The sequence below is a fragment of the Mesorhizobium sp. P3_A8 genome (assembly GCF_056402995.1).
Window position 1 is genome coordinate 188,514 of record NZ_JBFUGI010000014.1, and the last position, 14,673, is coordinate 203,186.

Sequence of the window (14,673 nt, forward strand, 5' to 3'; positions counted from 1 at the left end):
TAAAACGTAGCCTGGCAACTTTGTCTTATTGCGCTCGAGGACGACCACGCACGCGCTGATTTGACCACGACACTCGCAGACCAAAGGCAGTCCTTCAGCTTTTCGGCGCCGGGCTCCCGCAAGGCGCCGGGCTGCAGGGCGCGCATGTCGCGGCCGGCTGGCGGGCGCCCTTGTTGCCTTGCAGGCAAGTGGTGTTCGGAAGGTCGTTTTTGACTTCGGCATAGGCAGTCACGCCGAGCAGGCAAACCACTGCGACAAGGGCTGCCACCAGCCAGCTGTTCAGTATGTGTTGACGCATTGTCTCCCCCTCCAACGCCGGCACAATCGGGCGTGAGGGCAACCACTGGATGTCGCGAAACGCATCGCTCGCATCAGCGGTGTAACAATTGTCCCATATTGGGAGAACGGCAGAACGGGTTTTCGTCAACCCTCGGCCGGAACGGCCTTCGGCTTGCCCTCGCCATCCAGCGCCACCATGACGAAATCGGCGTGGGTGACCTTTTCCATCAGGTCGGAGAGATAGCGCTGCGCCCAGGCCTCGACCTTGAGCGTCATCGAGGTGCGGCCGACGCGTTCGACATGGGTGTAGATGCACAGCGTGTCGCCGATCTTCATCGGCTTGGCGAAGGACATCTCCTTGACCGCGGCCGTCACCACGCGGCCCCTGGCGCGCTCGGCGGCGCGGATGCCGCAGGCAAGGTCCATCTGCGCCATCACCCAGCCGCCGAAAATGTCGCCGGCGGCATTGGCGTCCGAAGGCATGGCCAGCGTGCGCAGCGTCAGGTCTCCGATCGGCCGTCCTTCCGCGTACTGCACCATGCGAGAAAATCCCCTGAGGTCGGCGGCTTGAGATCGATTGCCCTCGATCCCGTAGCGTCACGGCGCGGACGCGTCAACGCGGCAAAGCTTCGCCTTGCCGCTAGAAGTAGCGCGCGAGGTTCGAGCGGATGCGATCGAGAACGGTATCCCCGGAAACGTCGGGAACGAATGCCTTGCCCGTGATCGCCTCGTAAGCCTGGGCATAGATGCGCGAGGCCTGCTCGACGATCTCGTCCGGAATCCTGGGGATCGGATCCTTGTAGGGATCGCAGCGCGCCGCCACCCACGAACGGATGAAATCCTTGTCGAAGCTGTCTGGCCGCGTGCCGCTTGTGAGGGCCTGCTCGTAGCTACCGGCGATCCAGTAGCGGCTGCTGTCCGGCGTATGAATTTCGTCGGCGAGGATGATCGTCCCGCTTCTGTCGGTGCCGAATTCGTATTTCGTGTCGGCAAGGATCAGGCCGCGCTCGGCGGCGCGCGCCTGGCCGCGGGCGAACAGCCGCAAGGCGTAATCCGAGACGGTGTCCCACTGTGCCTGCGTCAGCAGTCCCTGTTCGAGGATCTCGGCCCTGGACAGCGGCTCGTCATGGGCGCCATCCGCTGCCTTGCTTGTCGGCGTGATGACCGGCTCGGCCAGCTTTTCATTGTCGCGCAGCCCGTCCGGCAGGCGCATCCCGTACATGTCGCGTTCGCCACGCTTATAGCGGGTCAGGATCGAGGTGCTGGTGGTCCCCGCCAGATAACCGCGCACGACGATCTCGACCGGCAGGATGTCGAGCCTTGTGCCGACCACGACATTGGGGTCGGGATATTCGAGAACATGGTTCGGACAGATATCGGCGGTTTCCTCGAACCAGTACCGCGCCGTCTGGGTCAGGATTTCGCCCTTGAACGGGATCGAGGTCAGGATGATGTCGAAGGCGCTGAGACGGTCGGTGGCAATGATGATGCGCCGCCCGTCGGCCAAATCGTAATTTTCGCGGACCTTGCCCTTGTAGTGGCCGGGCAGCTCGGGAATGAAGGCATCCGACAGGGTACGCATATGATTTCCCGACTTCCTCGGATTGGCTGATGCCATCGCATAAGCCGTCGACCCCATGCATATCAAGCGCGATTGTCGGTATTCCCCGCAACTCGACCTGACAGGGCAGTCGCTTTTTTCACAACGCATGCCGGAAGGCGCGGCGACTCGGCGAACCCATGGCGTCTAGGCTGCACCCAGTTTTCCGGAGCCGCCCAGACTTAATCATGCAGACTTATGACTTCATCGTCGTCGGCTCCGGCTCGGCCGGCTCGGTTCTGGCGGACAAACTGTCGGCTTCGGGTCGTTTTTCCGTGCTGGTATTGGAAGCCGGCGGCACCGACCGCCGCTTCTACGTGCAGATGCCGCTCGGCTACGGCAAGACCTTCTTCGACCCGGCGGTGAACTGGAACTACAAGGCCGAACCTGACCCCGGCCTTGGCGGCAATGTCGACCACTGGCCGCGCGGCAAGCTGCTTGGCGGTTCGAGTTCGATCAACGCCATGGTGTGGATCCGCGGCGCGCGCGAGGATTTCGACGACTGGCGCGATGCCGGCAATCCCGGCTGGGGCTATGATGATCTTTTGCCAGCCTTCAAGGCGCTCGAGGACAATGAGACCGGCGCCGACACATGGCGCGGCACCGGTGGTCCCCTGCACATCAGCGAGACGATGAACGCCGTCCACCCGCTGACCAAGCGCTATCTCGCGGCCGGCCAGCAGGCCGGTCTGCCGCTCAATCCGGATTTCAATGGCGCCGCCCAGGAAGGCGTCGGCACCTACCAGATCTCGACCAAAAACGGCCGCCGCATGTCGGCGGCACGCGCCTTCCTGCGCCCCGCGATGAAACGCGCCAACGTCCGCGTCGAAATGAATGCGCTGGCGACCCGCATCCTGTTCGAAGGCAAACGCGCCGTCGGGGTCCAGTATCTGCAGAACGGCGAGACGAAGACGGCGAGAGCCGGCCGCGAGGTCATCCTTTCCAGTGGATCGATCAACTCGCCACAGCTGCTGCAGCTCTCCGGCGTCGGCCCTGCGGCCCTGCTCACGGGGCTCGGCATTCCGGTCGTCCACGCCAACGAGAATGTCGGCGCTCATCTGCAGGACCATGTCGGCATCAACTACACCTTCAAGGGCAAGCTGCCGACGCTCAACCAGATCCTGCGCCCCTGGTGGGGCAAGCTGCTGGTCGGCATGCAATACATCCTCACCCGTTCCGGCCCGCTGTCGCTGTCGATGAACCATGGCGGCGGCTTCTTCCGCACCGACCCGGCGTTCTCGCGCCCCAACATGCAGCTTTATTTCCAGGCGTTCTCGACCGTCATCCCGAAGAGCGGCGAGCGGCCGATCCTGACGCCCGATCCGTGGCCCGGCTTCTCCATCGGCCTGTCCAACTGCCGCCCGTCGAGCCGCGGCGAGATCATGATACGCTCCAGCAATCCGCGCGATTATCCAAAGATCGTCGCCAACGCCTTTTCGACCAATGCCGATGTCGAGGAGATGCTGGCGGCGGTGAAGTTCGTGCGCAAGATCGCCTCGATGCCGGCGATGGCGGAAATCATCAGGGAAGAAGTCCTGCCCGGCCCATCGATCCAGTCCGACGCCGATCTGATCACCGATTTCAGGAAACGCTCGGGCACCGTTTATCACCCGGTCTCGACCTGCCGTATGGGGCCTGATCCCCAGCGCTCCGTCGTCGACCCTCGCCTGAAAGTGCATGGCCTTGACGGCTTGCGCGTCATCGACGCCTCGATCTTTCCCGACAACATCACCGGCAACACCAACGCCGCCTCGATCATGACCGGGTGGAAGGGCGCCGAACTGGTTCTGGAGGACCAAAAATGAAGATCACCGACGTCAAGACCTGGGTTGTCGGCAACCCGCCGCCCGGCATCGGCGGCAAGTATTTCATCTTCGTCAAGCTGACCACCGATGGCGGCGTGGTCGGCTACGGCGAAGCCTACAACGCCACCTTCTCCGCCCATGTCACGGCCAAGCTGGTCGAGGACATGGCCGAGCGCTATCTGATCGGCCACGATCCGCACGACATAGAGAACTTCTTCCGCCGCGCCTATTCCTCCGGCTTCACCCAGCGCCCCGACGTGACCGGCATGGGCTGCTTCTCGGCGCTGGAAATGGCCTGCTGGGACATTGTCGGCAAGGAGGCCAACAAGCCGGTCTACAAATTGCTCGGCGGCCAGGTGCATGAGACGCTGCGCTCCTACACCTATCTCTATCCACACACCGGCAGTGTTCATTCCGAGGACGCGCCGGACGGCAGGAATGTCTACAACGACCCCGAAATGGCGGCGGCCTGCGCGCTCGAATATGTCGAGCAGGGGTTCAATGCCGTCAAGCTCGACCCGGCAGGTCCCTACACCGCCTTTGACGGCCACCAGCCGCGCCTGGTCGACATCGATGTCGCCACCCGCATGGTCAAGGCGATCCGCGAGGCGGTCGGCACCCGCGCCGACATATTGTTCGGCACGCATGGCCAGTTCACCGCATCGGGCGCGCTGCGCATGGCGCGCGCCATCGAGCCCTATGATCCCTTGTGGTTCGAGGAGCCGGTGCCGCCCGACATGCCCGAAGTGATGGCGCAGGTGGCGCGAGGCACATCGATCCCGATCGCCACCGGCGAGCGGCTGACGACCAAGTTCGAATTCGCCCGCGTCATCGAGAACCGCGCCGCGACCATCCTGCAACCGGATCTCGGCCGCTCCGGCGGCATTCTGGAAACCAAGAAGATCGCGGCGATGGCCGAGGCCTATCACATCCAGATCGCGCCGCACTGCTATTGCGGGCCGATAGTCGGTGCCGCCAACATCCAGCTGGCGGTGACGCTACCCAACTTCCTGATCCTGGAATCGCTGAAGCAGTGGGACGGTTTCCACGCCGCGCTGCTGAAGAAGAAGATCGAATGGCAGGACGGCAACGTCATCCCGTCGAAGGAACCGGGGCTGGGCGTCGAGCTCAACGAGGCGGTCTGCGATGCCCATCCCTATACCGGCAAGGATTTGCACCTGCAGATGATGCAGACACCGTTGATGCCGTGAGCGAACGCTACGCCTTCATCGGCCTCGGCCATCTCGGCGGCAACCTTGCCGCCAGCCTGATCCGCAACGGCTTTGCCGTCACCGTCTTCGACCGCGACCCCGCCGCCGTCGAGCGCCTCGTGGCGCTCGGCGCCACCGCTGCCGACAGCCCTGCCGAGGCCGCGGCGCAGGCTGGCAATGCCATAACCTGCCTGCCCTCGCCGAAGGTCAGCGAAGCAGTGCTGACCGGCCCCGGCGGCCTGCTGGAAGGACTGCCGAAGGGCGGCACCTGGATCGAGATGTCGACCAACGGCCGCGACGAGATCGTGCGCCTTGCCGCCCTCGCTTCGGCCAAGGGCGTCGAGACGTTGGAATGCCCTGTCACCGGCGGCGTGCATCTGGCGGCAGCGGGAAAAATCACCGCGCTGGTCGGTGGCGATGCCGCCCTCTACGAACGCCATCGCGCGGCCATCGAAGCGATGTGCGCGAAGTCCTTCCTGATGGGGCCGATCGGCTCTGCGGCGGTGATCAAGGTCATCACCAACATGCTGGCCTTCATCCATCTCGTCGCCGCCGGCGAGGCGCTGATGCTGGCCAAGCAGGGTGGGCTCGACCTTGCCCAATCCTACCACGCCATCGTTGCCTCCTCCGGCAACAGCTTCGTCCATGAGACCGAAAGCCAGCTCGTCCTCAACGGCTCCTACGACATCGGCTTCACCATGGACCTGGCGTTGAAGGACCTCGGCTTCGCGCTCGGCATGGGCAAGGATTTCGGCGTGCCGCTCGATCTCGCCACGCGCGTCAACGCGATTTTCGAGCGGGGCAAGGAAGCCTATGGCGGTGGCGCCTGGTCGACGCAGATCGTCAAACTTCTCGAGGATGCCGTTGGCACCGACCTGCGTGCGCCCGGTTTCCCAGCCAAGCTGGAGCTTTGACCGGAGGTCGGAAAACCAAGCAATTTCATTAACTTGAATCGATAGCCGGATTCAGTTTCGAAAAGACTTGAATCAATCCCGCAGCCGCTTGATTCGGAACCTCAGCTCCGCTCAGATAACCCCATGGCGCGGAAAGCCGGGCGGCTTTGGGGGCGGTTCATGTATCTGGCGGTTGTTGTGCTGTTGATGGGTGTCTTTCCCGTCGCCTCGATCCTCATCGAATTCCTCGCATTCCCGAGCGGCGCTGGCCTCGTCTTTCTCATCGGCAAGTGGTTCGTCTTCTGGGGAGTGGGCACGCGGCTGCTGCTTGCCGGCATCAGGCAAATGGCAAACCCCGCCTTCACCGCCGACACCATTTTCGGCATCAAGGACAAGGCGGCGGAGGTCATCGTTCGCGAGCTTGGTTTCGGCAATTTCGCCATCGGCATGTTGGGCGCCGTGTCGCTGCTGAACCGCGAATGGGTGGTGCCGGCGGCAATCGCCGGTGGTCTGTTCTATGGCCTGGCGGGCGCCTTGCATGTCCGCAACGGCGACCGCAACACCAACGAGAACATCGCCATGATCTCGGACCTGTTCATCTTCGTGGTGCTGGCGCTGTACCTCGCCGCGACAGCCTTCAAGCCGGCTTAGCCAGAGCCTCAATATCTCAGCGTCAGCGCTCCGGGCAGGATCTCGAAGGTTGCCGGAATACGTCCTGGCGACTCGCCATCAATATCGACCAAGGCGCCGTTCATCTCGACATCCCCGAGCGGTTCGACCACTACTTTCTTGCCGCGCAATATGGTAATTGCCGGATGGTTGCGGTGCCGGCCGCCATAGAGCAGGCGGATGTCCCAGATCAGCTTCAGCTTGCCCGCCGCGCGCAGGATGACGATGTCGAACTCTCCGTCGGTGAGTTCGGCGTCGGGCGCGATCATCATGCCGCCGCCGAAGAATTTGCCGTTGGCCACCGCCACCAGCGCCATGCGCGCCTCGACCGGGGTGCCGTCATCGACGGTGATCCGTACATCCTGAAAGCGGTAGCGGATGAACTCGACCACGGTGCGCCAGAGGAACAGCGCCTTGGCCGACATCTTGCCCTTGCGCTTGTCGGCATTGACCGCGCGGTCCGTCGCCCCGGACAGGCCGAGGCTGGCGATGTTGATGAAGTGACGGCTAGCCAGCGCGCCATGGTCGTCGATGTAGCAGATGCGCCCGGCATCGACCTTGCGCCCCTTGGCCTCGGCGATCCGCTTCAGCGTCGCATCCACGTCCTTCGGCAGGCCGAGCCCGCGCGCGAAATCGATGCCGGTGCCGCATGGCAGCAGGCCAAGCTCGGTCGTCTTGCCGCTCTCTTCGGACGCCTGCAGCAGCCCGTCCGCCACCTCGCTCGCCGTGCCGTCGCCGCCTGCCGCGATCACCAGGTCGAAGCCGCTGACGGCAAGGTCGATTGCCAGCCGTTCGGCATCGCCCTCGGCTTGCGTCTCGCGCAGCTCGAAATCGCCAAAATGCTTTTTCAGCGAAGCGGCGACTTCAGGCCAGCACCGTTTCAGCCGGCCGCCACCAGCAATCGGATTGAGAACCACCCCGACTTTCAAATACTCGCCCTCCCCGGCGCCGGACATACACGCCCGATCGTTTGCCGGCATTGAAACCCCTGCCCGCCGGCGGAGCAAGGGGGGCTGTCGGTCGGAGCACCAAAAAGCGGGGCACGCTGTCTAAGGCAACCGGCGCCGAAATTTCGGCGTCCTTGGCAAACAGTCCCCGATAATCCCGCTATCCACAGGCCCAGGGCCATTCCCCCGGACCCTTACCCCGCGTAAGTTCAACCCATCTCAGGCGGCTACCAATCATCAAGCCGAAAGGCGAAGTGAAAGGCGGATTTCCTGAGGCCCGTACGGCCCGAAACGAGAGCAGGCTTGCCTGTTCGAGGGACGGAAGCCGAGACCTACGGGGCCGCGGAAAGCGTGCCAACGCCGACGGCGGACCGATGCTGCCATGAAGGACGGCAAAAACCTTCGATGGCCGCAGGGCAAAGCCCGCAAGGGCGGAGACCGGCGAGGTCCCGAACGGACGCTGCTCTCGGGTGGCGGACTGGCAGGACCGTCAAAATCAAGGCCGGCATGGCGCGACGACTTTACGGAAGTTGCTGCCGCGACCGTGTCCTGATCTGACAGGGAGGCGCTGGGAGAAATCCCGGCGCCGACTGTCTTTTATCCTCCTCAGCTTCTTTCCCGGCAAAGTTGCGGGCACCGCTTCACCAGGCGCTAAAATCGGTTAGTATCGAGCAGATAGAGTCCGTTCGATACGCGATCAGAGACTGTTTCGAAAGTTGCTCTGGCGAGTCATATGGTGGTGGTTTCGAGAACCGGAGCGCAGCGGACATGAGTCCGTGAGCTCAGTTCTACTGCGACGCAGTAGAACGGGGAAGCGCAGAAAACGCCATCAGATGGCCGCCGGAGTGACTTTCCAAGCAGTCTCTTGAAGGGGGATACTTCATGACGCTTATCCAGAAGCTTGCCGTTGCCTATGCTTTCCTGTTCTTCGCCGTCGTCGCCATCGGCTACATACCGGCGTTCAACGATGCCAACGGCAATCTGTTCGGCCTGTTCTCATTGCAATGGTACGATGACCTGCTGCACGCCTTCTCCGGCGTCTGGGCGCTGGCTGCCGCCTTCATCTCGCATCGCCAGGCGGTGTTCTATTTCAAGCTGTTCGGCTCGGTCTATCTGTTCGACGGCGTGCTCGGGCTGATCACCGGTTCCGGCTGCCTCGATGCCGGCATCTTCATCAACGGTTTCCGCTCCCTCAACGACATCGAATTCCCCGCCCGCTTCTTCGCCAACCTGCCGCACCTCGTCATTGGCGGCTTCGCCGTCTATGTCGGCTTCTGGCTGTCGAAGCGCATCTACGACCACTTCGCCACGGCCTGACCGGCCATGTTCCTGTTCCGCTGGCTGAAGCGCCTCATCAAGACGATCCTCTGGCTGATCGTCGTCGCCATCCTCATCCCGGTCGTCGGGCTGAGCTACGGCTTCCTGACCACGCCGTCGCTCGACAAGACGCCGCTGCCCGGCATTGCCGATGGCGCGCCGCCCAAGGCGCTGGCCGACAAGGTCCGCGCCGAGATCCCCGGCTACCAGCGGCCGGAGGAATCGACCTTCCTCACCTATCCCGAATGGGCGATCGTCTATGCCGCGCGCGAATATGCCGGCTTCGTTGGCAAGGACCAGCCGAGCGGCTTTCCCTATTGGTCCTATGTCGGCCGCTTCTGGCAGGACTACGCCACGGTGATCCGCGCCAGTTCCCCTTACAAGTTCAACTATGCCAACCATCAGATGCTGGTCATCATCGGCACCAGCCATTCGATCGAGCATATATTGCAATGGGCCTATGAGAACACCGTCGGCCGCATCACCGAGGCGACATCGGCCAAGCGCACCGCCGCCGACATCTACCAGGCCAAGGTGGCGGCGGACTACGCAGGCTTTCTCGACCAGGTGCCGTGGTACCAGTTCCCTTATGCCGAAAAGCGCGCCGGCCTGTTTGCCGTGCAGCCGGCGCCCGGAGACAGCTCCATCCGCACCAGCGAACGCAAGCTCGCCTTCGGTCTCGCCGACACCATCAAGCAGGGCTATGCCGACCTGATCAAGAAGGCGCTTGCCGCCACCTCCGACCCGGCCTTGCTCGACATCCATGTCTGGGCCAAGGGTCCGGTCGGCGAAGCCACCCGCAATGAGCCGGACACCTTGCTGGAGCGCGATTACGGCACCGATGGCACCATCTTCGTCACCAAGCGCTATCAGGTCTTCACCGACATGATCCCGCGGCTGATCGACAAGGGCGTCTCCTTCGTCGAGATCGGCGGCAATGACGAGATCATGGTCACCATGCTCTCGACCGACTCGATCGCCGTACCCGAAGGCATGCGCATCCTGTTCAGCTATCCGCTGCCGGCCGACCCATCGACGCGCCGCACCGGAATGGTCGTTGCCGTTCGCAAGCTGCATCTGGTGCTGCCATCGCTGATGAAGGCAGGCGCAAAACTCGAACACGTCTACGATTATTGAGACCTTTCGGTAACACCGCGCAAAGATTGGCCACCCAGAGCGCTCCGCCACGCTCATTCCACAATCGCGGCCAAATCCCGCCTTGTTCGCGCGCGATGGAAATGACCGAGCTGCCGGGGGGCATCTCGAAGGGACAAGACCGTGATCAAGACCGCCCTTGTCGCCATGACCATTGTCGGCTGCGACTGCGACGCCAAGCTGTGCGAATATATCGGCGAGACGCCGGCCAAATGGTCGACGATCGCCGAATGCGAAGCCGCGATGAAGAGCCAGATCCTGCACCAGCGCAATTTCAATTATCCGCTGGTGTCCGGCATCTGCCGCACCAAGGGCTCGTCGTCGTCCTCGCACCTCGCCGCCATCGCATCCGGCCCGGAGTTGAAGCCGGCCAGCAGGATCGTCAGGACCGAAAGCCCGCTGCCGCCGGAACTGAGCCACCGGCCGAGCGTTTCGGTCGGCACGCCGACGACGGCCGTCGAAGCGGACGCTGCCCGGCCCGTTGCCTATGAACAGGTGGTCGATGGCGGCACCGGCGTGCTCTATCGCACCAAGAACGGCTATGCCGTGGTCAAGACCGATCTTGGCCGCGCCGCTTCCGCGACCGCCGACGCGGCAAAACGCTCGGTGAACTGGCTGGCCGGCCTGGTGCCGACGGGGCTTTAGTCCCTACATCTTGACCTTGAGTCTCTCCCAGAACTTGTCGATCAGCGGCTGTTCGGTGCCCAGGTCCTCGCTGCCGACGCGCGTGATGAACAACAGCCCCTGATCGGCGAGGCCGTAGCCGACGATCTCGAAATATGCGGTGTCGGTGCGCGTCTTCACCTCGGCGCGGATGCCGGTCAGTTCCTTGCCGTCGGCGAGTTTGCGGGTCGTCGGCTGCTGCGTCACTTCGGCACCTGCCTGCACCGACTCCCTGGTCATCTCCTGCAGCATCAGCTGGTTGAGCGACACCGGGTTCATCTTGCCGTATTCCTGCACAACGACGATCGTGCCCAGCGCCGACGCCATCAGATATTGCGTGATGTTTTCGCCGAGATCGGTCTTGGTCACCGAAATGGTGCTCGGATGGATGAAGGAGAAACTGTCGCCGGAAAAGGTGGCGAAGTCGTTGCGTTGGAGCGTCACCTTGCTCTGCTTGCCGCCGGGCAGCGTCACCGTTGTGCTCTCGCCGGGATCGATGTCGACGGCCACACCATCGATCGTCAATTTGAACGCCTTGAGGTCCTCGGCCCCGGCCGGCCCAGCGCACAGCGCGATGAGAGTGAGGGCTGCCGCCGATACCATCCGCATCGATTTGTTCTCCTGCTACGCAACCCCGCTCAGCGCCTTGATGGCACGGTAGAAGGTCGAGGAAAACAGTTCCGTCGGGTCATATTGCCGCTTCGATGCCAGGAAGGCCGGCAGCTCGGGATAGGACGCCAGCAACTCCTTGGCCGTGTAATGCAGCTGATAGGGCAGGAAGAATCGCCCGCCATGCTTGATCGTCACGTCGATCAGCGCCCGCGTCAGCACCCGCATCCTCGCATTGCCGTCGGCATCGGTCGGCTGGTTGATGTAGAGCACCAGCGAATAGGCCGGCTCCGGCGCGTAGGTCAGCGCCACATCCTCCTTGTGGACGATGCGCACCGAGGCGTTGAGCACCGGCAGCGACTGGTTGCGCAGGATCTCGCGAGCCTCGGTGATGAATGGATTATACGCGGCGCGTGGAATAAAATATTCGTGCAGGATATCGGTCTCTTCGGCCAAATCGTTGAAGAGATACGGCACCGAATCGTGCATCGGGTTGTTGCGGGTGACGAGACAGGCCTCGCCTTGCGCCATCGCTGAAGTGCGCGCCACCGTACAGCTTTCGAATTTCGGCTCCAGCGTCTTTTCGGTGAACCACTTGAGCTCCTGGAATACGCTGCCCCATTTCGCCAGGTTGATGATCACCCGCTTCAGCCCGACCGAGCCCGGTTCGCCGATATCAGGCTGGTCCGCCGGCGGCTGCTCGGCCACCTTGTCGTAACGGTAGACGATCATGTCCTCGAGGAAATTGCCCGGGGCTGTCGACAGATGGCCGTAGAACAGGCCGATATCCCTGTTCGGCTCCAGCACCTCGGCGAAAAACTTTGGAAAGTCGTCGGATTTGATGATTTCGCGCGAGGTCCGGTAGACGGCGTTGTCGACGATCTCAAGCGTCGCCTCCAGCACCACGCCGAACAGGCCGTAGCCGCCGATGACGTGGCGGAACAGGTCGGTGTTCTCGCCTGGCGAGCAGGTCGTCACAGACCCATCGGCCAGCATCACCCGCATCGAGCGGATCGAACCCGCCACCGAGCCCGCCTGATGGTCCATGCCATGTGCGTTGACCGACAGCGAACCACCGACCGAGAAAATGTCGGTCGACTGCATCGCCTTAACCGCGAAACGCGGATGCAGCATGTTCTGGATATCGTGCCAGCGCGCGCCCGGTTGCAGCGTCATGGTCTTGGCCGCCGCATCGACGCCGACCTTGTTGAATTTCTTGAGGTCGAGCACCAGCGCATTGTCGTCGAAGGCATGCCCGCCCATCGAATGGCGGATCGCGGCCAGCGACACTTTCAGCCCGTTGGCGCGGGCGAAGGCCAGCGCCCTGGCGATGTGGTCTTCCTCGCTGACCTCGACGACGCCATAGACCGGCGTCCGCGACAGGCCGCTGGCATCGTTGATGTCGCCGCCCTTGGCCAACCATGGCAGCGAGGGGTCAAAGGCCGGCGGACTGGCGATCGGCTTCAGCGGCAGGGCGATGCCGTCGATGTCGGCAATGCGGCCGGCATTCTTCGGCCCCGAAGGGCCGCGCGCCAGCCGTGCCATGGTGGTGCCGCCCCACAGCACCGCGCCGCCGACGACAGCCGCACCGAGCACCAGCCGGCGCGACAGGCGAACCCCCTTCTGTTCACCAACCATGCAAATCCCCCGTTGGCCAAGGGATAGCGCGGCTCTTTGGCAAAAACCATAGGAGCGCAGTCGGGGCCGCGTTCCGCCACCCTGGCCGCATGGCGGTGAGTGACCAGGAGCATGAAAATGGCCGATCCCCAAAGGAACCGGCCAAGACTGGAGCAGGTCTGAAAAGTCCGGTCAGCAGGTCTGCCGACGCATGACGCGGCGACTACGAAGCCTTCTTGATGGACGTCACCATGCCGGTCTTGTCATCGACGGTCACAGCCACCTTGGCGCCGACCTTCAGCTTGCCGATCTTCGCTTCCGGCGACAGCTGGTAGATCTTGCCGTCGTCGAGCGTGATCGACTTGGTCGTCGGATCGACCGCCTGGATGGTGCCCTGAACGGACGCGGCATAGGCCGTGCCTAGGAAGGCGAGCAGAGCGGCGGTGGTTACGAGGGTTCTTTTCATCGGATGTACTCCGTACTGTTTCGGTTTTCCGGGCCGTCGCCTTGGGCAACGACAGCACCGAACGAGCCGACACTGGGCCGGAAAGCCTGCAGGCCGCAAATCACGTTGAGTGAATTTTCGCAAACAAAATCATAGGCTTAATTCTGACACATTGCTTGCGGGTCAACAGGGCTGGTGTAATCTCGCGCCAATCGCGTCGGCGAATTCTGCCATGAAAAGAGTCGGTTAGATGCCGCATGACTGTCATCATGCCACTGCCCCATTTGCTGTCCTGCGGGATCACAAAAAATGTTCCGGGAAATCGACAAGGACACGTTTTGTTTCGACGCCGGCTAGAGCAATTCCAGGAAAAGTGTGATCGGTTTTCTCGGGAAAAGCGCAGAGCGCTTTCCCTTGGGAATTGCGTGAAAACAAAGACCTAGAACAGTTCACCGTTTCCGTGAAACGGTGAACTGCTCTAGCCCGCGTCCGTCACGCCGATCTTGCGCACCAGCGCCGCGGTCGCCAGCATGGCACCCATGTCCGAGATCATCGGCGCGACATGGCTGGTATAGTCGAGCGGCACCGATATTTCGGGCAGCTCGAAGAAATTCTTCGCCTGCGGTAACAGCAGGAAACCGTCGCCGCCATTGAGCGCGACGCGTGCGGGATCGTCCGGCCAGGTCTCGCCCAGCCATTTCAGCGCCTGCGCCAGCCGGCCCATCACCAGCGGCCGCGCGGCCTCGACATTGTCGGTGCGGAATTCATAGGCCGCATCAAGTTCGGGCACGCCGGATGACAGTTCCTGAATTTTTTTGCTGGCGAACATGCCGCGGAAGAAGCCCATGACCGCATTGGTGCGCCGCGTCGCCACCAATATTCCCGGGAACGGCTCGATGGCCTCGAAAGCGACGATGACGCCCTTGAAGGTTGTCGCCTTGGTCTTGGTCGACGCCCCATCCCAAAGGTCAGCTTCGTAGAGTTCGAACGCGAACCCGTCATAGCGTCCTGATATGATATCGTCGAAGCGGCTCATGCTGGCGCCGCCGACCGTCTCGCGCGGCAACCGGTCGAAGGAATGCGGCGTCACGTCGTGCTGGTAGCGCATATCCCCGATGAAGCCGAAGATGATCGGCATCAGCGTCTCGCGAAACGATTGCTGCAGCCGCGTCGCCGGCCGGATCGCCCGGAAATAGAGCAGGATCGCCGTCACGAAACCGATGATGTAGAGAAACACATGCGGTGTCGAAAACCATTGCTCGTTGGGGTCGGCGACCTTGTTGAACAGCCATGCGATCAGCGCCACGGCCACCAGCACCAAGCCAACGAAAAGCGGCGTCCGCCAGCGCACCTGCCGCAGCGTCGAAGCCCTCGCCGCTTCATAAGCTTCGATGCCCCTCCGGATGGCTGCGATGTCGTTCTCATCAGGCATGAAATCCGCTGTTTCCACTGCCATCTCTCCG

The 14,673-nt window shown here is 62.7% G+C and carries 15 protein-coding genes; 7 read left to right on the plus strand and 8 right to left on the minus strand.

From position 1 onward, the window contains the following. Window positions 1-94 precede the first annotated feature (94 nt). The 3 genes from AC1DX4_RS28940 to AC1DX4_RS28950 all read right to left on the minus strand — a co-directional run bounded on the left by AC1DX4_RS28940 (window position 95) and on the right by AC1DX4_RS28950 (window position 1,861). A complete protein-coding gene (locus AC1DX4_RS28940; RefSeq protein WP_477223553.1) occupies window positions 95-298 on the minus strand; it encodes a hypothetical protein in 204 nt (67 codons plus the stop codon). Between the two features lie 125 nt (window positions 299-423). Beyond that, the gene (locus AC1DX4_RS28945) at window positions 424-819 is read right to left on the minus strand and encodes an acyl-CoA thioesterase (RefSeq protein ID WP_027044112.1); all 396 of its coding nucleotides are present in this window, start codon (window positions 817-819) and stop codon (window positions 424-426) included. A gap of 100 nt (window positions 820-919) precedes the next feature. Then, window positions 920-1,861 (minus strand): phosphoribosylaminoimidazolesuccinocarboxamide synthase, encoded by a 942-nt coding sequence (locus tag AC1DX4_RS28950; protein ID WP_477223554.1) that lies wholly within the window; start codon window positions 1,859-1,861, stop codon window positions 920-922. Between the two features lie 206 nt (window positions 1,862-2,067). On the opposite strand from AC1DX4_RS28950, the gene AC1DX4_RS28955 reads away from it, so the two are divergent. The 4 genes from AC1DX4_RS28955 (at window position 2,068) to AC1DX4_RS28970 (ending at window position 6,439) form a co-directional block, all read left to right on the plus strand. Beyond that, complete coding sequence (locus AC1DX4_RS28955) at window positions 2,068-3,684, plus strand: GMC family oxidoreductase (protein WP_477223555.1); 1,617 nt, start codon at window positions 2,068-2,070, stop codon at window positions 3,682-3,684. Then, window positions 3,681-4,895, plus strand: a complete 1,215-nt coding sequence (locus AC1DX4_RS28960; protein WP_477223556.1) for a mandelate racemase/muconate lactonizing enzyme family protein — start codon at window positions 3,681-3,683, stop codon at window positions 4,893-4,895. The genes AC1DX4_RS28955 and AC1DX4_RS28960 overlap by 4 nt, the downstream gene beginning before the upstream one ends. After that, complete coding sequence (locus AC1DX4_RS28965) at window positions 4,892-5,809, plus strand: NAD(P)-dependent oxidoreductase (RefSeq protein ID WP_477223557.1); 918 nt, start codon at window positions 4,892-4,894, stop codon at window positions 5,807-5,809. Before AC1DX4_RS28960 ends, AC1DX4_RS28965 begins: the two co-directional genes overlap by 4 nt. A gap of 123 nt (window positions 5,810-5,932) precedes the next feature. Beyond that, window positions 5,933-6,439: a DUF6790 family protein gene (locus tag AC1DX4_RS28970; RefSeq protein WP_477223558.1), complete on the plus strand. Its 507-nt coding sequence runs from the start codon at window positions 5,933-5,935 to the stop codon at window positions 6,437-6,439. Window positions 6,440-6,447: 8 nt separating this feature from the next. On the opposite strand, the gene AC1DX4_RS28975 is transcribed toward AC1DX4_RS28970, so the two are convergent. Continuing rightward, the gene (locus AC1DX4_RS28975; RefSeq protein WP_477223583.1) at window positions 6,448-7,386 is read right to left on the minus strand and encodes a diacylglycerol/lipid kinase family protein; all 939 of its coding nucleotides are present in this window, start codon (window positions 7,384-7,386) and stop codon (window positions 6,448-6,450) included. A 900-nt stretch (window positions 7,387-8,286) separates the two neighbouring features. On the opposite strand from AC1DX4_RS28975, the gene AC1DX4_RS28980 reads away from it, so the two are divergent. The 3 genes from AC1DX4_RS28980 to AC1DX4_RS28990 all read left to right on the plus strand — a co-directional run bounded on the left by AC1DX4_RS28980 (window position 8,287) and on the right by AC1DX4_RS28990 (window position 10,521). Beyond that, a complete protein-coding gene (locus tag AC1DX4_RS28980; RefSeq protein WP_027044106.1) occupies window positions 8,287-8,721 on the plus strand; it encodes a hypothetical protein in 435 nt (144 codons plus the stop codon). Window positions 8,722-8,727: 6 nt separating this feature from the next. Beyond that, entirely contained in the window at window positions 8,728-9,858 is a 1,131-nt protein-coding gene (locus tag AC1DX4_RS28985) for a hypothetical protein (RefSeq protein WP_477223559.1), read from the plus strand. A 141-nt stretch (window positions 9,859-9,999) separates the two neighbouring features. Then, window positions 10,000-10,521, plus strand: coding sequence for a hypothetical protein (locus AC1DX4_RS28990; RefSeq protein ID WP_477223560.1), 522 nt, complete (start codon window positions 10,000-10,002; stop codon window positions 10,519-10,521). A 3-nt stretch (window positions 10,522-10,524) separates the two neighbouring features. Here the strand turns inward: AC1DX4_RS28990 and AC1DX4_RS28995 are convergent, their stop codons facing one another. The 4 genes from AC1DX4_RS28995 to AC1DX4_RS29010 all read right to left on the minus strand — a co-directional run bounded on the left by AC1DX4_RS28995 (window position 10,525) and on the right by AC1DX4_RS29010 (window position 14,666). Next, complete coding sequence (locus AC1DX4_RS28995; RefSeq protein WP_477223561.1) at window positions 10,525-11,148, minus strand: hypothetical protein; 624 nt, start codon at window positions 11,146-11,148, stop codon at window positions 10,525-10,527. Between the two features lie 15 nt (window positions 11,149-11,163). Beyond that, window positions 11,164-12,786: an FAD-binding protein gene (locus AC1DX4_RS29000; RefSeq protein ID WP_477223562.1), complete on the minus strand. Its 1,623-nt coding sequence runs from the start codon at window positions 12,784-12,786 to the stop codon at window positions 11,164-11,166. 202 nt (window positions 12,787-12,988) lie between these two features. Then, window positions 12,989-13,231 (minus strand): DUF1344 domain-containing protein, encoded by a 243-nt coding sequence (locus tag AC1DX4_RS29005; RefSeq protein ID WP_172348989.1) that lies wholly within the window; start codon window positions 13,229-13,231, stop codon window positions 12,989-12,991. A gap of 457 nt (window positions 13,232-13,688) precedes the next feature. Further along, window positions 13,689-14,666 carry a hypothetical protein gene (locus AC1DX4_RS29010; protein WP_477223563.1) on the minus strand — a complete coding sequence of 326 codons (978 nt, stop codon included), beginning with the start codon at window positions 14,664-14,666 and terminating at the stop codon, window positions 13,689-13,691. Window positions 14,667-14,673: the final 7 nt, after the last annotated feature.

Excerpts from the sequence above, each read along its gene's own strand:
- AC1DX4_RS28950 (WP_477223554.1), bottom strand. The coding sequence starts at position 1,861 with ATGCGTACCCTGTCGGATGCCTTCATTCCCGAGCTGCCCGGCCACTAC.
- AC1DX4_RS28970 (WP_477223558.1), top strand. The coding sequence starts at position 5,933 with ATGGCGCGGAAAGCCGGGCGGCTTTGGGGGCGGTTCATGTATCTGGCG.
- AC1DX4_RS28960 (WP_477223556.1), top strand. The coding sequence starts at position 3,681 with ATGAAGATCACCGACGTCAAGACCTGGGTTGTCGGCAACCCGCCGCCC.
- AC1DX4_RS28985 (WP_477223559.1), top strand. The coding sequence starts at position 8,728 with ATGTTCCTGTTCCGCTGGCTGAAGCGCCTCATCAAGACGATCCTCTGG.
- AC1DX4_RS29005 (WP_172348989.1), bottom strand. The coding sequence starts at position 13,231 with ATGAAAAGAACCCTCGTAACCACCGCCGCTCTGCTCGCCTTCCTAGGC.
- AC1DX4_RS28980 (WP_027044106.1), top strand. The coding sequence starts at position 8,287 with ATGACGCTTATCCAGAAGCTTGCCGTTGCCTATGCTTTCCTGTTCTTC.
- AC1DX4_RS29000 (WP_477223562.1), bottom strand. The coding sequence starts at position 12,786 with ATGGTTGGTGAACAGAAGGGGGTTCGCCTGTCGCGCCGGCTGGTGCTC.
- AC1DX4_RS28945 (WP_027044112.1), bottom strand. The coding sequence starts at position 819 with ATGGTGCAGTACGCGGAAGGACGGCCGATCGGAGACCTGACGCTGCGC.
- AC1DX4_RS28995 (WP_477223561.1), bottom strand. The coding sequence starts at position 11,148 with ATGCGGATGGTATCGGCGGCAGCCCTCACTCTCATCGCGCTGTGCGCT.
- AC1DX4_RS28940 (WP_477223553.1), bottom strand. The coding sequence starts at position 298 with ATGCGTCAACACATACTGAACAGCTGGCTGGTGGCAGCCCTTGTCGCA.
- AC1DX4_RS28955 (WP_477223555.1), top strand. The coding sequence starts at position 2,068 with ATGCAGACTTATGACTTCATCGTCGTCGGCTCCGGCTCGGCCGGCTCG.
- AC1DX4_RS29010 (WP_477223563.1), bottom strand. The coding sequence starts at position 14,666 with ATGGCAGTGGAAACAGCGGATTTCATGCCTGATGAGAACGACATCGCA.